Here is a 13,959-nt window from a genome sequence, read left to right on the forward strand (position 1 = left end):
CCCCGGAGACTTCTTCCGCCCTGACCGGTGACCGACCCGATCCGCACGTCGCCGCCCGCCCCGTCCCCGACGCCGTACGGCCGGGGCGGGCGGCCCTCCTCACACGAAAGGACTGCGATGGATCTCATCGCGACCACCGGGCAGGGCAAGGTCCGGGGCCGTTTCCACAACGGGATCGCCACCTTCCTCGGCATCCCGTACGCCGCTCCGCCCTTCGGTCCCCACCGCTTCCGCGCTCCCGCCCCGGTCGAGCCCTGGGAAGGGGTGCGAGACGCGCTGGAGTACGGGCCCACCGCCCCCAAGCGTCCCTACCGTCCGCCCCTCGACCGGCTGATACCCGACCCCTCCATCGCCGGGGACGACTGTCTCAACCTCAACGTCTGGACGCCGTCCGTCGGCGAGGGCCGGCTGCCGGTCATGGTCTGGATCCACGGTGGTTCCCTGCGCAACGGCTCGGCGAGCCTGCCGCTCTACGACGGGGCCGCCTTCGCCCGCGACGGAGTGGTCCTCGTCTCCGTCAACTACCGGCTCGGCGTCGAGGGGTTCGGGGTCTTCCCCGACGCCCCCGCCAACCGGGGCCTCCTCGACCAGGTCGCGGCCCTGGTCTGGGTCCGCGACAACATCGCCTCCTTCGGCGGGGACCCGGCGAACGTCACCGTGTGCGGGGAGTCCGCCGGGGCGATCAGCATCGCGGCCCTCATGACCAGCCCCGCCGCGTCCGGGCTGCTGCGCCGGGCGATCCTGCAGAGCGGCCCGCCGCACACGGTGTCGCGCCGCGAGGGCGCGAAGGCCGTGCGGGCGATGGCGAGGAGACTGCGGATCCCGGCCACCGCCGAGGCGTTCGCGGGCGTGGACCGTGACCTGCTGCTGGACGCGCAGGCAGCGGTGGTCGACCGGTCGGGCCCCATCGGCGGCGGTCCCGGGTTCCACATCGTGGCCGACGGCGAGCTCGTACCCACCGACCCGCCCCTTCCCCGGGCCGACCTTCTGCTGGGCGGCAACCGGGAGGAGTACCGGCTGTGGTTCGTACCCGGCGGCACCGTGGACCGCGTCAACAGGCTCACCCTGCGGCTCGCCCTGCTCAAGTTCCGTGTCCCGCAGCGGGTGGCACGGCTGTACGGAGCCACCCGGCCGCACGCCAAACCCGGCGAGCTCCTCGGGGAGATGGCCACCGACCTGCTCCTGCGGGGGCCCCTCAACCGCCTGGCCGACTCCCGGCCCGACCGCACCTTCGTCTACGAGTTCGCCTGGCGCTCGCCCGTGATGGGGCTCGGCGCGTGCCACGCGCTGGAACTCGGCTTCGTCTTCGACAACCTGCGCGCCGCGGAGGGCCTGACCGGGCCGGACGCCCCCCAGCCACTGGCGGACGCCATGCACCGCGCCTGGGTCGCCTTCGCCGCCACGGGAGACCCGGGCTGGCCGGGCTGGAACGCGGACCGGCCCGTCATGGTCTTCGACCACCCCGGCTCCGGCCCGGTCCTCGCGCCCCGGCACGAGGAACTCCGCGCCTGGCTGTGACCGCTGACGGGCGTCATCCGGCGATGCCACGATGATCCGCGGGCCCGGCCAGGTCCCTGGCGACGAGCGCTGCCTGGATCAGCCGGGCCTGTGCGGGAACCGCGAGGTCGAGGCCGGTCAGCGTGCTCACTCGCTGCAGCCGGTAGTCAAGGGTGTTGCGGTGCACGCACAGATCCGACGCCGTCCGGCGGCGGTTGAGCCCGTGCTCCACGAACACGCGCAGCGTCCGCAGCAGGAAGGGGTGCTCCTCCAAGGGGTCGAGCTTGGCCGCCAGCCGTACGAGGCCGTCCCCGGGGCGCGCGATCTGGTGCTCCAGCAGCACGTCGTCCAGGCGGTAGCACCCGGGCGGCCGTCCCAGGCGCAGTACGAGGTCCAGTACGCGGCCGGCCTCCTGGGCCGCCGCCGGAACCGCGGCCGGGACGGCGGAGCGGGCGGCGGCGGCGCGCACGCTCTGCCCCACGTCCTTCTCCAGCCGGGCCACCAGGCCGGGCACGTCGGCGCCGCCCGGCAGCAGGGCGGTCCAGGAGACGTGGTCCATCAGCACGGGGATCCCGGTGAAGGCGTCGAGCGAGGACTGCACCAGTCTCGTCGGCGGGTCTGACTCGAACGCGAAGGCGACCACCTCGTGGTCGCCCACCACCGACACCCGTGCCACGTCGGCCAGCTCCTCGTACGGCCGTCCCGCCAGCAGGGCGCCGAGCAGGGCCCGGCGTACCCGCTTGTCCTCGCTGTGGAGGTCCTCCTGGGCGTTCTGGTGGGCGAGGACCACCGCGGGCAGGGCGGCGTGCAGGCAGCCGAGGAGCCTGCCGCCCGCTCCGGCCAGCTCGCCTGGCTCCGCGACCTCGGTCAGCGTCTGCCACCACACCTCGGCGCCGATCAGGTACGCGGTGATCACCGCTTCGAGGGGGACGCGCTCCTCGGCCCGGCGCGCCGACCACTCGATGAGCCGGGTCAGGTCGCCCGGACCCATCGGCCCCCCGCCCCCGTCACGCAGTGCCCTGAGCAGCAGCGCGTGCACCGCCTCGATGGACCGCGCGACCTCGCCCTGGAGGGTGGCGCGGGGCAGCGCCCCGTAGAACGGCGCCTCCGCCGCGCAGCGCGCGACCACGACGGTGGTGAGGTCACCGACGCGTGCGGCCATCCGGGCGTGCAGGTCCGACATCGGCGCATCGTCACACCGCCCCGGCCGCGGCGTCAATCGCGGCTCCCGGTCCGGCGACGGGGGCCGTGCGCGCGGCGTGTCCCCGAACCGTTCGCGGCGCGCGTTCATGCGCGGGCTTCTCGCAGCTCGCGCTTGAGCACCTTGCCGCTGGGGCCCAGGGGCAGCTCGGGGAGGAAGCGTACGATCCGCGGGTACTTGTGCCGGCCCAGGCGTTCCCGGCTCCAGGCCACGAGCTCCTCCTCGGTGACTTCGTCGCGCAGCACCACCACGGCGCAGATCTCCTCGCCCCGGGCCGGATCGGCCAGTCCGATGACGGCGGCCTCGGCGACGGCGGGGTGGCGGGCGAGCACCTCCTCGACCTCGCGGGGGTAGACGTTGTAGCCGCCCCGGATGATGAGGTCCTTCTTGCGGTCGACGATGGTGAGGAAGCCGTCCTCGTCGCGCACGCCCAGGTCGCCGGTGCGGAACCAGCCGTCGATCAGGACCGCGGCGCTCGCCTCGGGGTCGTCGAGGTAGCCGGCGAAGACGTTGTGCCCGCGGATGACCACCTCGCCGACCTCACCGTCCGGCAGGAGCGCTATGTGCCGCTCCCGCTCGGGGTCGGCGATCGCGGCCTCGACGCCCCACACGGGGTGGCCGACGGTCCCGGGACGACGGCCGGTGGTCCGCTGGTTGAAGGTGGCGGCCGGGGAGTCCGTAGCTGTGGAACAGCGGCAGACAGCCCAGCACCGTGTCGTCGGGTGTCAGACCGAGCAGGTCGCCCGCGCAGACAGTGGCGTTCATGACCAGGTTGAGGTGGGTGAGCCGGGCCCCCTTGGGCCGGCCCGTGGTGCCGCTGGTGTAGAGGATGGCCGCGGTCTCCGTCTCCGTCTCTGTCTCTGTCTCTGTCTTCCTCTTCCTCTTCGTCGCCGTCGCCGTCGCCGTCGCCGTCGCCTTCCGCTCGGCCGTGTCGGGCAGCCGCTCCTCTCCGTCACCGACCTCGAGCACCTCGATGCCCGCCGCGACGGCGGCCGTCTGCGCCACCGGCCGAAGGGCCCCTCCGCTGACGAGCGCTCTGGCGCCGCTGTGCCGCAGTACGTACGCCACCTCGTCGGCCACCATCAGTGCGTGCACCGGCACCACGGTCGCACCGGCCGCGAGGACCGCGTAGTAGGCACGGGGGAAGTCCGCGGTGTTCGCCAGCAGCACCGCCACCCGGTCGCCGGGTCCGATCCCGCGGGCCCGCAGGACGGCGGCGAAGACCAGGACCTCGTCCCACAGTCGCGCGTAGGTGAGGCGCAGCTCCCCCTCGACGACGGCAATGCGGTCGGGGTGGCGGCGGGCCGAGTCGGCGAGCAGGGTGGCGACGCTGAGCTGCACGGTGGCTCCTTCACGCGGATGATGGCGGCATCGTCAGAATCGGGGACGCGTCCACCGCACGGCCATGTGCATCCGCACACCGTTCGTACCGTCCGTCTGGGCGTAGGCACCCGGGCTTCCGCGTGGACAGTGCATACGCCTAACCTGCTGCCATGAACGACGAGGAGCGGACGCTGCGTCGGCACCTTGCGACGGCTCTGCTCGCGGACATCGGCCGCCTCACCGATGCCCTGACCGCCGACATCCGCGCGCACAGCCCCTTCTACGCGTCCGGCCGGACCGTCTCCCCTGCGGATCTGCGGGTGACCTGCCGCCGTAACGTGGAACTGGCGCTCAACGACTTCGGCGAGCTGCCGTCCGGCGGCCGCCACATCGAGGCCGCTGCCACCGAGACCGGACGGCTGCGCGCCGAGCAGGGCGTCCCGCTGGCCACCGTGCTCCAGGCGTACCGGCGCGGCGGCCGGGTCATCTGGCAGGGGCTGGCGGACCGGATGCGCGACCGGCCACCGGCGCAGCAGCGGATGCTCGGCGACATCGCCGGCGCCCTCTGGGAGACCATCGACCGGTTCTCGTCGGCCATGGCCGACGCGTACGGGCTCACCACCGTGGAGCTGCAGCACCGGGAGGACTCCCGGCGCGGATCCCTCTTCGAAGCGTTGCTCGACGGGCGCGGCAGCGACCCGGCGGTGGCCGCCGCCGCGGCCACTGCCCTCGGGGTGCCGTCGCACGACCTGTACGCCGTGGTCGTCGTCGCCCAGAACCCGGCGTCTCCGGCCGAGCCGGGGCCCGCGCTGGAAGCCGCTGGGCTGTGGTCGTTCTGGCGGCCGCGTACGGAGGTCCTCGCCGGTCTGGTGCGGCTCGGCTCCACCGCGCCCGAGGAGTTGACGCGGATCCTCCGGGGGGCGGTGCGCTGCGCGGCGGGGATTTCGCCGCCGTTCGAGGAGCTGACCACGGCCGATCGGGGGCTGCGGCTGGCGGGGCGTGCGCTCGCGACCCTCCCGCCGGGCACCGGGCAGGTCGCGGCGCTCGACGACCGGCTGGTGCACGCCGTGCTCTGCGCCGACCCGGAGATCGCTCAGCGAACGGTGGGGCGCTATCTCGACGGTGTGCTGAGCAGCGGTTCCGAGCGGGCGGTGCTGCTGGAGACGCTGCGCGTCTGGCTCGACGAGGGCTGCTCGGCCTCCCGCACCGCCGAGCGGCTCTACTGCCACCGCAATACGGTGCGGGGCCGCATCGGACGCATCGCCGAACTGACCGGCTGGTCGGCGGAATCCGGCGAGGCCCGGCTGGGCTGGGCTCTCGCGCTGCGGGCGCTGGGCGGAGCAGCGGCCTGAGTACGAACTTTCGGGCAACCGAGTACGAGACCGAGCCCGGCGGATCGGTTCAACCGCGGTACCCCTCCAGCAGCCGCAGCCAGATCTCGCTGATCGTCGGGAAGGCCGGGACCGCGTGCCACAGGCGCTCGATGGGGACCTCGCCCGCGACCGCGATCGTCGCCGCGTGCAGGAGCTCGGCCGCGCCCGGGCCGACGAAGGTGACGCCGAGCAGGATCTCGCGGTCCAGGTCCACCACCATGCGGGCCCGGCCCCGGTAGCCGTCGGCGTACAGGCCCGCGCCGGAGACCTTGCCGAGGTCGTGGTCCACGGCCCGGACCCGGTGGCCGGCGCGCTCCGCCTCCGCGAGGGTCAGGCCCACCGATGCGGCCTCCGGGTCGGTGAACACGGCCTGCGGGAGGGCCTGCGTATCGGCGGTCGCCGCGTGTGCGCCCCAACGGCCGGTGTCCAGTGCGGCGTTGCCCGCGGCTCGCGCGGCGATGACGGCGCCCGCGGTCCGGGCCTGGTACTTGCCCTGATGGGTGAGCAGCGCCCGGTGATTGACGTCGCCGACCGCGTACAGCCAGTCGATCCCCGGGACCCGGCAGCTGTCGTCCACCGCGATCCACCCGCCCGGGGTGAGCCCGACGGTGTCCAGTCCGATGTCCTCGGTGCGCGGGGAGCGCCCCGTCGCCACCAGCAGTTCGTCGCCCTCCAGCGTCTCGCCGCCTTCGAGCACCACGGTGACGGGCCCGGTCGAGCCGTCCCTTACGACGGACTCGACGGCCACGCCCGTACGGACCACCGCGCCCGCCCCGCGCAGCGCCTCGGCGACCAGTTCCCCGGCGAAGGGCTCCATGCGCGGCAGCAGCCCGGAGCCCCGTACGAGCAGGGTCACCTGGGAGCCGAGCGCCTGCCAGGCCGTGGCCATCTCCGCGGCCACCACCGATCCGCCGACGATCAGCAGCCGGCCCGGCGCCGCCTGCGCCGACGTGGCCTCGCGGCTGGTCCACGGCCGGGCGTCCTCCATGCCCGGCAGTTCCGGGATCACGGCCCGGGTACCGGTCGCGACGACGACCGCGTGCCGCGCGGAGAGCACGTGGTGCTCCCCCTCCGGGCTGGTGACGGCGACCTTGCGGACTCCGTACAGCCGGCCGTGGCCCCGGTACACGTGGGCGCCGACCGACTCCAGCCAGTCGATCTGGCCGTCGTCCTTCCAGCTCCCGGTCCAGTAGTCGCGATGCGCGAAGACCGCTTCCGCGTCCAGCGGACCGGCCACGGCGCCCGCCAGACCGGGCACCCGCCGCGCGTCCGCCCGGGCCAGCGCCGGGCGGAGCAGCGCCTTGCTGGGGATGCAGGCCCAGTACGAGCACTCGCCGCCCACCAACTCGCTCTCGACCAGCGCCGTGCTCAGCCCGGCGGCGCGGGTCCGGTCGACCACGTTCTCGCCGGCCGGCCCCCCGCCGAGGACCACTACGTCGTATTCCACCGCTTCCGACATAGACACCTTCCAAGGGTTCCAGAGGGTCCACCAGGACCCGCAGGAATCCCGGCCAGGGGCTCATAGCCCGTCACTTTACGTGTGGTCTGTGAGACATACGTGAGATGCGGGCGGCCCCGGCGTGGTGCAGCAACACCCCGCCGGGGCCTTGATCCAGACCCTTCTGTATCAAGGAGCCCAGACCCATGCCAGAACGTACACGCCTGCCCGACGCGGACACCCGCGCCCTGCTCCAGCAGATCGCCGCCCGGTTGACCGCCGAGCGGCCGCAGCACCCCATGCGGCCGAGCATCCGCACCGCCCTGGCCCTCACCTTCGCTGCCCGGCGGCACGGCTACGGCACCGCGCGCGCCGAGCTGGCCGAGGAGCTCCTCCTCGCCTTCGCACCGGCCGTCGAGGTGGGCACCACCCGCAAGCAGTACGCCGCCGAGCTCCGCCAGGCCGCGGGCGGCGACCAGTGACCGCGCTCCGCACCGTCACGGTGCCCACCCTCGACGCCGGACCGGTCACCCTCCCCGAGCCGTCCTGGTGCGCCGGCCACCCGAACGACCCCACCGGCTACCGGGTAGACCTGCACCACTCCGCGCCGGTACCCGTGCCCGAGGGGCTCATCGGCCTGGACGCCGAGCTCGTCGAGTTCCCCTTCGGCCAGCGCCCCGTGCCGCTCAGCGTCTACGTCGAGCTCGTCGCGCCCGGCGCGACGCTGGACCCGGACGGCCTGCGGGACTTCGCCGCGGGCCTGGCCGCGCGGGCGGCGCTGCTCGTCGAGTTCGCCGACCGGCTGGCCACGCTCCGCGCCGGGGGTGCCTGGTGACTACTCCGCCGAAGGCCGGCAAGTCCCTGTCGGTCCGCGTGGACGACACCCTGTCCGACGACCTCGCCGTCGTCATGCGGACCGGTATGACGGCGTCGGACGCGGTCCGCTACGCCGTGGCGTTCCTCGCGCACGGGTACGCCTGGGTGTGGGACTCCGGGCTCTACCCGGACGGCGTCCCACCTCAGCGTATGGCGGTCCGAGTGCCCGCGTATGACGGCGATCCGACGGCCCCGGCCGCGCGTATGACGGACCCGCCCGGAGCGGCGTAGTCGTGCTCTTCGCTGCGGCGACGGCGGTCGGGGTTCGTGGGGCTCGCCCTCACGGCTTGAGGCCGCCGTGACCCCGAAGCCCACTGCGTCGGGCCTGTGGGCGGGTGTAGTCAATCGCCAATGCGATGGCTGCGCAGCCTCCCCAAGTCCCTTTTCCCACCTGTACTGTTCGGGCACCGTGAAGGGGGACCTGTGACGGCATACAGTTTCGGCAACCGATGGGTGGGCATTTCAGCGTTGAAGGAGCCGCCGGAAGCTCCTTCCATGCAGGATCTGGCCAAGCGGCAGGCCGCGAGAATCGAAGCCGGGACGCCTCGAAAGCCGACCAAGAAGAAGAGACGGCGGCAAGGGCAAGAGGCCCACCACCCTTCTATCGACCTGGGCAACGGGGTTCTGGTCAACGCTCCGCGTGTCCGGAGGGCGCTACGCGACATGGCGACCGCGATGAATCGCGCCGGTCGTGGGACTGATGCTTCGCAGCTCCTCGCCGTACACGACAGCCTGCTCGTGCCGAATCCAGTGATTCACTCTGAGGATCTAAAGCGAGCGCTACGAACCGGCTTTGCACCCGGCCGCTGACCGTCCAGGCTGACGGCAGTCTCACCTCTCTCCAGGGCCGCCGCACACTCCCGACTGTCAGAGCCCCGCCGTACCGTGGGGCACATCATCAGACCGGACTGCCGCGGGCTGCGGCGCTACTCGGTCCCGGCCCCGCCCGAAACAGCGCTCGGGCGGGGCCCCTCCGCTACGGCTGGGGCCACCCTTCGTCCTGCATGCACTGCTTGAACGCCTTCTCGCGCTGCGTCGCCGTGTATGCGCTGCCGAGCTGGTCGAGCATCTCGTCTCCGCTGGGCGTCCCATCCGGCCAAGCCTTCACCGACTGCTCGGTGCAGTAGGCGCGCGCCGACAGCTGGGTCATCCCCGAAGCCTGGCCCTGCCCAGTGCCGAGATCGGACGCCGCGGATTTGCCGTCCTGACCATCCCGGCCCGCCTTACCCACTGGGCCGACGGGCCCCTGCGGGCCAGCAGGCCCCTGGACGCCGGCGGGCCCTCGCGGGCCCGGCACGGCAGCCCGAGCACGCAGGTCCGAGATCTGCTGCTGCTGAACCACGAGGGCAGCGGTCTGCCCAGCGAGGACGACGCCCGCCACGATCCCGAGCGCGATCGGAAGGCGCCGGCGGGGCGCGGGCACGGGTATGGCGGGCTGATCGGCGTCGGTCATCGTCTTCCCTGGGCTCGGCGTGACGCGCCAGTGTACGAGCGGCCTCTCAGCCCCATTCACCCGGACCGGTGCCGCGCCATGCCACCAACGGATCCCGAGGTCGCGTCCTCGCCATGCACGCGCACCACGCTCAGTCGGCCACCCTACGGAGCGGGCAGGTGGACGGTGATCCGAGCCTTCCTGGCCTGCCTCTCCGCCGAATGCTGCGAGCCCTGCGGCTGGTGGTCCAAGCCCTACTGCGGGCACTGACCCGCCGTTCTGCAATTAGGTGCACAAGGGCCCCCAATGCGTGTGGATCGCATCGGGGGCCCAGTCATGGGGGCTGGCTGCCCTACACGGGCGGGCGGCCGGGGGTCGGGGTGGGCGGCGGCGACGGCAGGGGCGGACCCTGGTCCGGCGGCGTCTGCGGGCTTCCGGATCCGTGCTTACCCATCTCCAGGGTCATCTTCAGGGTCCTTCCGTTGAGCTTGTAGATGCCGTACGGGGGGAACAGATCGACGCGGGCCGGGTAGCCAGCCTCCGCGCACGGGATGCACAGCAGATCGCGACCGTGAGCGTGCGCGGCGGTACGGGCCGCTTGAACCGGCCCCCGCCAACAGGCCTCGCACGTGGTGACGTCCGTGGCGGACGTGTCGAACTCCACGGTGATCACGTCCACATCTCCGGGTCCTCACTGAAGCCGGCGCGGCGGATCGTGGCGACCGTCCGTTCAAGCCAGCCGGGCGCGATCGGTGCGGAGCTGGGGAGGGTCGGGTAGTGGTGCACGAACACGCCGAGACGGGCGCCCACGGCGTAGTGGATCTCCGTGTTCTCCAAGAGTGCGTGGAGTCCCTTGTCGACGATCGCGGAGGGCGAGAGACGCTCGTCGCTCTGAGCGGCCGCAGCAACGAACTTGAGCGTCTCGACGACGACCTGTTCGGCGTACACCCAACCGAAGGCCGGCTCGTTGCGGGCGAGCGTCGCGGTGACGGTCATGAACTCGTCCGCGTCGAGGAGAGCACGGGGGTTGCGTTCGCCGGGCGCGGCGGTGAGCACGCTGCCTGTAACCGCGGGCGTCGGGGTTTCACTCTTGCCGGCGCTGCACGGCGGCGGGGGCTTGGGGGGCGTAGACATGGCGTCTCCCTTGGTCGTTTCAGGAGTTGCAGGTCAGTTGATGCCAACGACGATCACGGCGAGGGCGCCGAGCAGGACGAAGACGAAGAGCAGCTGTCCTCGCCAGTCGTTCACCGAGCCGCCTCGACGTTGGCCGCGGCCGTGCTCAGCTCGCGGCCGGAGGCCATTTGGATGTAGGCGATCGGCGCGTACACGGCCTCGCCGTAGACACGGCGGACCACCTCCTGGACGACGGCCACGAGTTTGCCCTCCGTCCCGGAGGCGACATCGCGGACCGGCTGCCCGAGGAGCGGATGGTCGAGCTGCTCGACCGGGTCAGCCATCGGACTCGGCTCCGTCCGTGCCGGTGAACCGGGCCCAGCCGGCCTGCGCCCGGTCAAGGAGATCGGCGCTCGGCTCGACCACCTCAGCCATGCCCATGCGGGTGTCGTCCGGGGTGTCGAGGCTCCATACGCCGCGGGCACAGCTGTGGATCGGGCTGGTCACGGGGTCACTCCCTCCGTCGTCAGCGGGTGGTCCTCAGAGCCTGACGAGGGCCCGTACTCGCCCGCCACGAATGTGCACCGATGTTCACGTAGAGACCCGATTCGGACGACCTTCCGGACGTCCTCTTGACCGCTCAACCTGCGTCCATAACTGTGGTGTTCATCCGTGCACAACCCGAGCAACGGAGGACACCATGACGCTACGTTTCGTGGGCATCGACCCGAGCAGCAGCGACGGCGAGAGCCCTACCGTGTGGGTCGACGAGGAGCACCAGGAGCTCGTCTTCCAGGGCTGGCTTCCCAGCCCCGAGCTGGAGGCGGAGTGCGCGGCCCTGGAGCTGCCCGGCCACGGGGCCGGCATCCCGAAGGGAGAGGCCGTGGTGCGGATCCCCGCACGCATGGCGCACATGATCAGGGAGGCCTGCGATGCCCTTGAACGTCCCTAGCTGGCCCGACCTCCTCGGCGCCGCCGAGCACTCGGTCGTCCACCTGGAGACCCGCGATGCCTACGCGGTCGACTACGAGACCGGCCCGTTCGCGGACTGGCGCGCCGGACACCGCCACGACCCTGCCGACCAGGCAGCGTGGTGGCGGCCCTGGCTCGACCTCATCGGCTCCACCGTCGCCCGCGGGGTCACCGTGCGCCGGGCCCGCATCGTCTCCGAGCCGGTCAGCGAGTACACCCGCTTCCTGTACGACGGGACGTTCACGAACGTCACCGCCGGCGAGGACGTGCGGTGGCTTCCACGGCGCCAGGCGAGCGACATCGCGCTCCCGGGCAACGACTTCTGGCTCATCGATGGGCGCCTCGTCCGCTGGAATCACTTTTCCGGCGAAGGGGTGTCCGCTGGCGGCGAGATGAGCGAGGACCCGGCCGCGGCGAAGCTCTGCGCGGACGCCTTCGAGGCCGTATGGGCTAGGGCGATTCCGCACTCCAGCTTCGAGATCAGGTAGGCGGAGCCCAGCTCATGTCCGTGTCCCCGTCATCCGCGGCCCAGGCCGCACGCCGCAGCGTGGCCGATCGGCTGCGTGAGCTACGTGCGGAGGCGGGGCTCAGCGGCGGCGAGCTGGGCGACCGCTGCGGCTGGACGCACTCCAAGTCCTCGCGCATCGAGAACGCCCGTACGCCTCCCACCCCGGACGACATCCGCCGGTGGTGCGAGGCGTGCGGCGCGGTCGGCCAGGCACGCGACATCGTCGCGCAGTCGCAGAACGCCGAGTCCCTGTACACGGAGTGGCGGCGCCGGTCCCGGAGCGGCCTGAAGCAGCTGCAACACAGCTACGTCCCCCTGTTCCGCTCCACCCGCCTGTTCCGCGTGTACTCCGCCACGCTCCTGCCGCACTTCGTGCAGACCGAGGGCTACGCCGCCGGCCTACTCACGGCTATCAGCGAGTTCCGGGAGATCCCCAACGACGTCGCCGAGGCAGTCGCCGCCCGCATGCAGCGGAACCTGATCCTGCGCGAGCCCGGCCGCCGGTACGTCCTCCTCGTCGAGGAGAGCGCACTACGCCACCAACTGGCGGACGCCGACGCTATGGCCGCTCAGCTCGGCTACCTGATGACCGTGGGGGCGATGCCGTCCGTGAGCCTAGGCATCATCCCCATGGCCACCCGCGAGCGCTCCCAATGGCCGCTGGAGACGTTCCACATGTACGACGACACCCTCGTGTCGGTGGAGCTCCTCTCGGCCCGCGTCACGGTCACGCAGCCGAGCGAGATTGCCCTCTACGAGAAGGCGTTCGCGGCGCTCCAGCAGATGGCCGTGTACGGCGCTGATGCCCGCGCACTGATCATGGAAGCCATGGCCGCGCTGCGTTGACCGGCACGCACCTGATTTCTCAGGGCCGTGTAGCACGGAAGTGCCCGGGCCCCGGTGCGGTAGGGGCCGGGCACGGGCGCAGCCGTCAGGCGGCTGCTGGTCCGGGCGGGTTGTCGCGGCTCAACTGGGCCAGCCGTCGGGGATCCGCTGAACAGTCCTCCGCGTGGTGCATCGCGTAGCGCTCGGGGCCGATGCCCTCCATCGAGGCGCCGGACAGGCAGTGGCCATCGGGGGTCACCCCTTCCTGCTCGGGCGTCACGTACAGCAGCGCCACCGTCTTGCGCTGGCCGTTGAACTCCGGCCGCGCAGTGCGGCGCTCGAAGGCCTCGCCGCCCCTCCGCCGCCCGGCGACACGCGCCCCGTACAGCTCGCCGGGGATGAAGACGTTCCGGTCCCTCCGGTACGCCAGTGCCGCGGCGTTGGCCGCGGCCCGGCAGGCGGACGTCCGCGCGTCCTGCCACTCGGTGCACTCCTGCACGTGGGCCCGCCAGGCCTCCGCGGCGTCCACCTCGACGGGCGCCATCACGCGGCCCGCCGACGCAGGAGCTCCACTTGCCGCTGCCGCGCCGACGTCTCGGCCCGCCGGCGCAGCACCGCGGCCGCCTGCCTTCCGGTCAGCCGCTTCGCCCCCGGAGCTCCCTGCCGCTCGCGGTAGCGGCGCACCGCCACCTCCAGGTTTCCGGCCTCGGCCAGCGCCCGGACCTCGTCGAGGTCCATGCCCGCCCCTGCGGCCAGGGTCATGAAGGGGTGACTGCCCATCTCTACGCTCATCGTTCGCTCCTCTGTTGGTGTGCTCGGCGGCGGCTTCACCGGCGCCTCGCTCGGGGGTGCTGCACTGAGGGCCGCACGACGGTCCCTCCGGCACTGCTGGCACGTGCGCTCTCCGGCCGGCAGAGACTTCGTTGCGGTCCAGATCAAGCGCCCACAGGTACCCGCGCACGGGGTGTCCGGCTTCCTCGGCATGAGGCCTCCTTCAAAATCAACCGGCCCGGTGCCGTTCACTCGGGCACCGCCAAGTGCTTCATCCACTCCTCCTCGTCGCCGTCGAGCAGCACCTCCATCAGCTCCCGCAGCGCGCGAACCGCAGCCACACCAGCCGTGCCGCCGGCCTCCGCCGTGCGAGCCAGGTTGAGCGCCATCTCCCGCTCGACGTCCGCGTTGCCGATGTCCGCGTACGCCGCGCGCACCACCCCGACGAGGGGCCCGTCCGTGACCGGCCCGGCGCCGTCGAGGTGGGCGCGGATCGCTGCCACGGCGAGCGAGGACATCGAGGTCCGGTGCTCCGTCGCGACGCGCTCCAGCTGGTCGCGCAACTCCTGAGGGACCCGGAGAGAGATCGTCATCGTGGCCGCCATCACGGGGCCTCCAATCGGTCGGTGT

Annotated in this window: 18 protein-coding genes and 1 pseudogene; 8 read left to right on the forward strand and 11 right to left on the reverse strand. The window is 72.4% G+C overall.

Annotated features, from left to right (window positions below):
* Positions 1-117: 117 nt before the first annotated feature.
* Positions 118-1,518 carry a carboxylesterase/lipase family protein gene (locus tag OG730_RS04390; protein ID WP_327302911.1) on the forward strand — a complete coding sequence of 467 codons (1,401 nt, stop codon included), beginning with the start codon at positions 118-120 and terminating at the stop codon, positions 1,516-1,518.
* Positions 1,519-1,531: 13 nt separating this feature from the next.
* Here the strand turns inward: OG730_RS04390 and OG730_RS04395 are convergent, their stop codons facing one another.
* Positions 1,532-2,680, reverse strand: a complete 1,149-nt coding sequence (locus OG730_RS04395) for a PucR family transcriptional regulator (RefSeq protein WP_327302912.1) — start codon at positions 2,678-2,680, stop codon at positions 1,532-1,534.
* A gap of 104 nt (positions 2,681-2,784) precedes the next feature.
* A pseudogene (locus OG730_RS04400) lies at positions 2,785-4,039 on the reverse strand (AMP-binding protein).
* Between the two features lie 152 nt (positions 4,040-4,191).
* On the opposite strand from OG730_RS04400, the gene OG730_RS04405 reads away from it, so the two are divergent.
* A complete protein-coding gene (locus OG730_RS04405; protein WP_327302913.1) occupies positions 4,192-5,373 on the forward strand; it encodes a PucR family transcriptional regulator in 1,182 nt (393 codons plus the stop codon).
* A 49-nt stretch (positions 5,374-5,422) separates the two neighbouring features.
* Here OG730_RS04405 and OG730_RS04410 read toward each other — a convergent pair whose 3' ends face one another.
* The gene (locus OG730_RS04410) at positions 5,423-6,853 is read right to left on the reverse strand and encodes a dihydrolipoyl dehydrogenase family protein (RefSeq protein ID WP_327309147.1); all 1,431 of its coding nucleotides are present in this window, start codon (positions 6,851-6,853) and stop codon (positions 5,423-5,425) included.
* Positions 6,854-7,038: 185 nt separating this feature from the next.
* Here OG730_RS04410 and OG730_RS04415 point away from each other — a divergent pair, with 185 nt between their 5' ends.
* The 3 genes from OG730_RS04415 to OG730_RS04425 are packed head-to-tail and all read left to right on the forward strand — an operon-like array spanning position 7,039 to position 7,939.
* The gene (locus tag OG730_RS04415; protein ID WP_327302914.1) at positions 7,039-7,314 is read left to right on the forward strand and encodes a hypothetical protein; all 276 of its coding nucleotides are present in this window, start codon (positions 7,039-7,041) and stop codon (positions 7,312-7,314) included.
* Positions 7,311-7,667, forward strand: coding sequence for a DUF6907 domain-containing protein (locus tag OG730_RS04420; protein ID WP_327302915.1), 357 nt, complete (start codon positions 7,311-7,313; stop codon positions 7,665-7,667). Before OG730_RS04415 ends, OG730_RS04420 begins: the two co-directional genes overlap by 4 nt.
* Complete coding sequence (locus tag OG730_RS04425) at positions 7,664-7,939, forward strand: hypothetical protein (protein WP_327302916.1); 276 nt, start codon at positions 7,664-7,666, stop codon at positions 7,937-7,939. Before OG730_RS04420 ends, OG730_RS04425 begins: the two co-directional genes overlap by 4 nt.
* Before the next feature lie 745 nt (positions 7,940-8,684).
* On the opposite strand, the gene OG730_RS04430 is transcribed toward OG730_RS04425, so the two are convergent.
* From OG730_RS04430 to OG730_RS04450, 5 genes are all read right to left on the reverse strand, one after another.
* Entirely contained in the window at positions 8,685-9,161 is a 477-nt protein-coding gene (locus OG730_RS04430) for a hypothetical protein (RefSeq protein WP_327302917.1), read from the reverse strand.
* Positions 9,162-9,492: 331 nt separating this feature from the next.
* Entirely contained in the window at positions 9,493-9,813 is a 321-nt protein-coding gene (locus OG730_RS04435) for a hypothetical protein (RefSeq protein ID WP_327309148.1), read from the reverse strand.
* A complete protein-coding gene (locus OG730_RS04440) occupies positions 9,810-10,274 on the reverse strand; it encodes a glycine-rich domain-containing protein (RefSeq protein WP_327302918.1) in 465 nt (154 codons plus the stop codon). Before OG730_RS04440 ends, OG730_RS04435 begins: the two co-directional genes overlap by 4 nt.
* Positions 10,275-10,384: 110 nt before the next feature.
* Positions 10,385-10,597, reverse strand: a complete 213-nt coding sequence (locus OG730_RS04445) for a hypothetical protein (RefSeq protein ID WP_327302919.1) — start codon at positions 10,595-10,597, stop codon at positions 10,385-10,387.
* Complete coding sequence (locus OG730_RS04450) at positions 10,590-10,760, reverse strand: hypothetical protein (protein ID WP_327302920.1); 171 nt, start codon at positions 10,758-10,760, stop codon at positions 10,590-10,592. The genes OG730_RS04445 and OG730_RS04450 overlap by 8 nt, the downstream gene beginning before the upstream one ends.
* Before the next feature lie 193 nt (positions 10,761-10,953).
* On the opposite strand from OG730_RS04450, the gene OG730_RS04455 reads away from it, so the two are divergent.
* From OG730_RS04455 to OG730_RS04465, 3 genes are read left to right on the forward strand one after another with little or no spacing between them, the layout of a single operon-like run.
* Entirely contained in the window at positions 10,954-11,205 is a 252-nt protein-coding gene (locus tag OG730_RS04455; RefSeq protein ID WP_327302921.1) for a hypothetical protein, read from the forward strand.
* The gene (locus tag OG730_RS04460; protein WP_327302922.1) at positions 11,186-11,713 is read left to right on the forward strand and encodes a DUF6879 family protein; all 528 of its coding nucleotides are present in this window, start codon (positions 11,186-11,188) and stop codon (positions 11,711-11,713) included. The genes OG730_RS04455 and OG730_RS04460 overlap by 20 nt, the downstream gene beginning before the upstream one ends.
* Positions 11,714-11,727: 14 nt before the next feature.
* Positions 11,728-12,579 carry a helix-turn-helix domain-containing protein gene (locus OG730_RS04465; protein ID WP_327302923.1) on the forward strand — a complete coding sequence of 284 codons (852 nt, stop codon included), beginning with the start codon at positions 11,728-11,730 and terminating at the stop codon, positions 12,577-12,579.
* Positions 12,580-12,664: 85 nt separating this feature from the next.
* Here the strand turns inward: OG730_RS04465 and OG730_RS04470 are convergent, their stop codons facing one another.
* The 3 genes from OG730_RS04470 to OG730_RS04480 all read right to left on the reverse strand — a co-directional run bounded on the left by OG730_RS04470 (position 12,665) and on the right by OG730_RS04480 (position 13,922).
* Complete coding sequence (locus OG730_RS04470; RefSeq protein ID WP_327302924.1) at positions 12,665-13,102, reverse strand: hypothetical protein; 438 nt, start codon at positions 13,100-13,102, stop codon at positions 12,665-12,667.
* Positions 13,102-13,350 carry a hypothetical protein gene (locus OG730_RS04475; protein ID WP_327302925.1) on the reverse strand — a complete coding sequence of 83 codons (249 nt, stop codon included), beginning with the start codon at positions 13,348-13,350 and terminating at the stop codon, positions 13,102-13,104. The genes OG730_RS04470 and OG730_RS04475 overlap by 1 nt, the downstream gene beginning before the upstream one ends.
* Positions 13,351-13,577: 227 nt before the next feature.
* Positions 13,578-13,922 carry an Arc family DNA-binding protein gene (locus tag OG730_RS04480; protein ID WP_327302926.1) on the reverse strand — a complete coding sequence of 115 codons (345 nt, stop codon included), beginning with the start codon at positions 13,920-13,922 and terminating at the stop codon, positions 13,578-13,580.
* Between the last annotated feature and the right edge of the window lie 37 nt (positions 13,923-13,959).

This window comes from Streptomyces sp. NBC_01298, assembly GCF_035978755.1.
GTDB lineage: Bacteria > Actinomycetota > Actinomycetes > Streptomycetales > Streptomycetaceae > Streptomyces.

Coding starts and splice junctions, on each gene's coding strand:
- OG730_RS04445 (WP_327302919.1), bottom strand. CDS start 10,597: ATGGCTGACCCGGTCGAGCAGCTCGACCATCCGCTCCTCGGGCAGCCG.
- OG730_RS04410 (WP_327309147.1), bottom strand. CDS start 6,853: ATGTCGGAAGCGGTGGAATACGACGTAGTGGTCCTCGGCGGGGGGCCG.
- OG730_RS04390 (WP_327302911.1), top strand. CDS start 118: ATGGATCTCATCGCGACCACCGGGCAGGGCAAGGTCCGGGGCCGTTTC.
- OG730_RS04470 (WP_327302924.1), bottom strand. CDS start 13,102: ATGGCGCCCGTCGAGGTGGACGCCGCGGAGGCCTGGCGGGCCCACGTG.
- OG730_RS04415 (WP_327302914.1), top strand. CDS start 7,039: ATGCCAGAACGTACACGCCTGCCCGACGCGGACACCCGCGCCCTGCTC.
- OG730_RS04405 (WP_327302913.1), top strand. CDS start 4,192: ATGAACGACGAGGAGCGGACGCTGCGTCGGCACCTTGCGACGGCTCTG.
- OG730_RS04460 (WP_327302922.1), top strand. CDS start 11,186: ATGCCCTTGAACGTCCCTAGCTGGCCCGACCTCCTCGGCGCCGCCGAG.
- OG730_RS04465 (WP_327302923.1), top strand. CDS start 11,728: ATGTCCGTGTCCCCGTCATCCGCGGCCCAGGCCGCACGCCGCAGCGTG.
- OG730_RS04480 (WP_327302926.1), bottom strand. CDS start 13,922: ATGACGATCTCTCTCCGGGTCCCTCAGGAGTTGCGCGACCAGCTGGAG.
- OG730_RS04455 (WP_327302921.1), top strand. CDS start 10,954: ATGACGCTACGTTTCGTGGGCATCGACCCGAGCAGCAGCGACGGCGAG.
- OG730_RS04430 (WP_327302917.1), bottom strand. CDS start 9,161: ATGACCGACGCCGATCAGCCCGCCATACCCGTGCCCGCGCCCCGCCGG.
- OG730_RS04440 (WP_327302918.1), bottom strand. CDS start 10,274: ATGTCTACGCCCCCCAAGCCCCCGCCGCCGTGCAGCGCCGGCAAGAGT.
- OG730_RS04475 (WP_327302925.1), bottom strand. CDS start 13,350: ATGAGCGTAGAGATGGGCAGTCACCCCTTCATGACCCTGGCCGCAGGG.
- OG730_RS04395 (WP_327302912.1), bottom strand. CDS start 2,680: ATGTCGGACCTGCACGCCCGGATGGCCGCACGCGTCGGTGACCTCACC.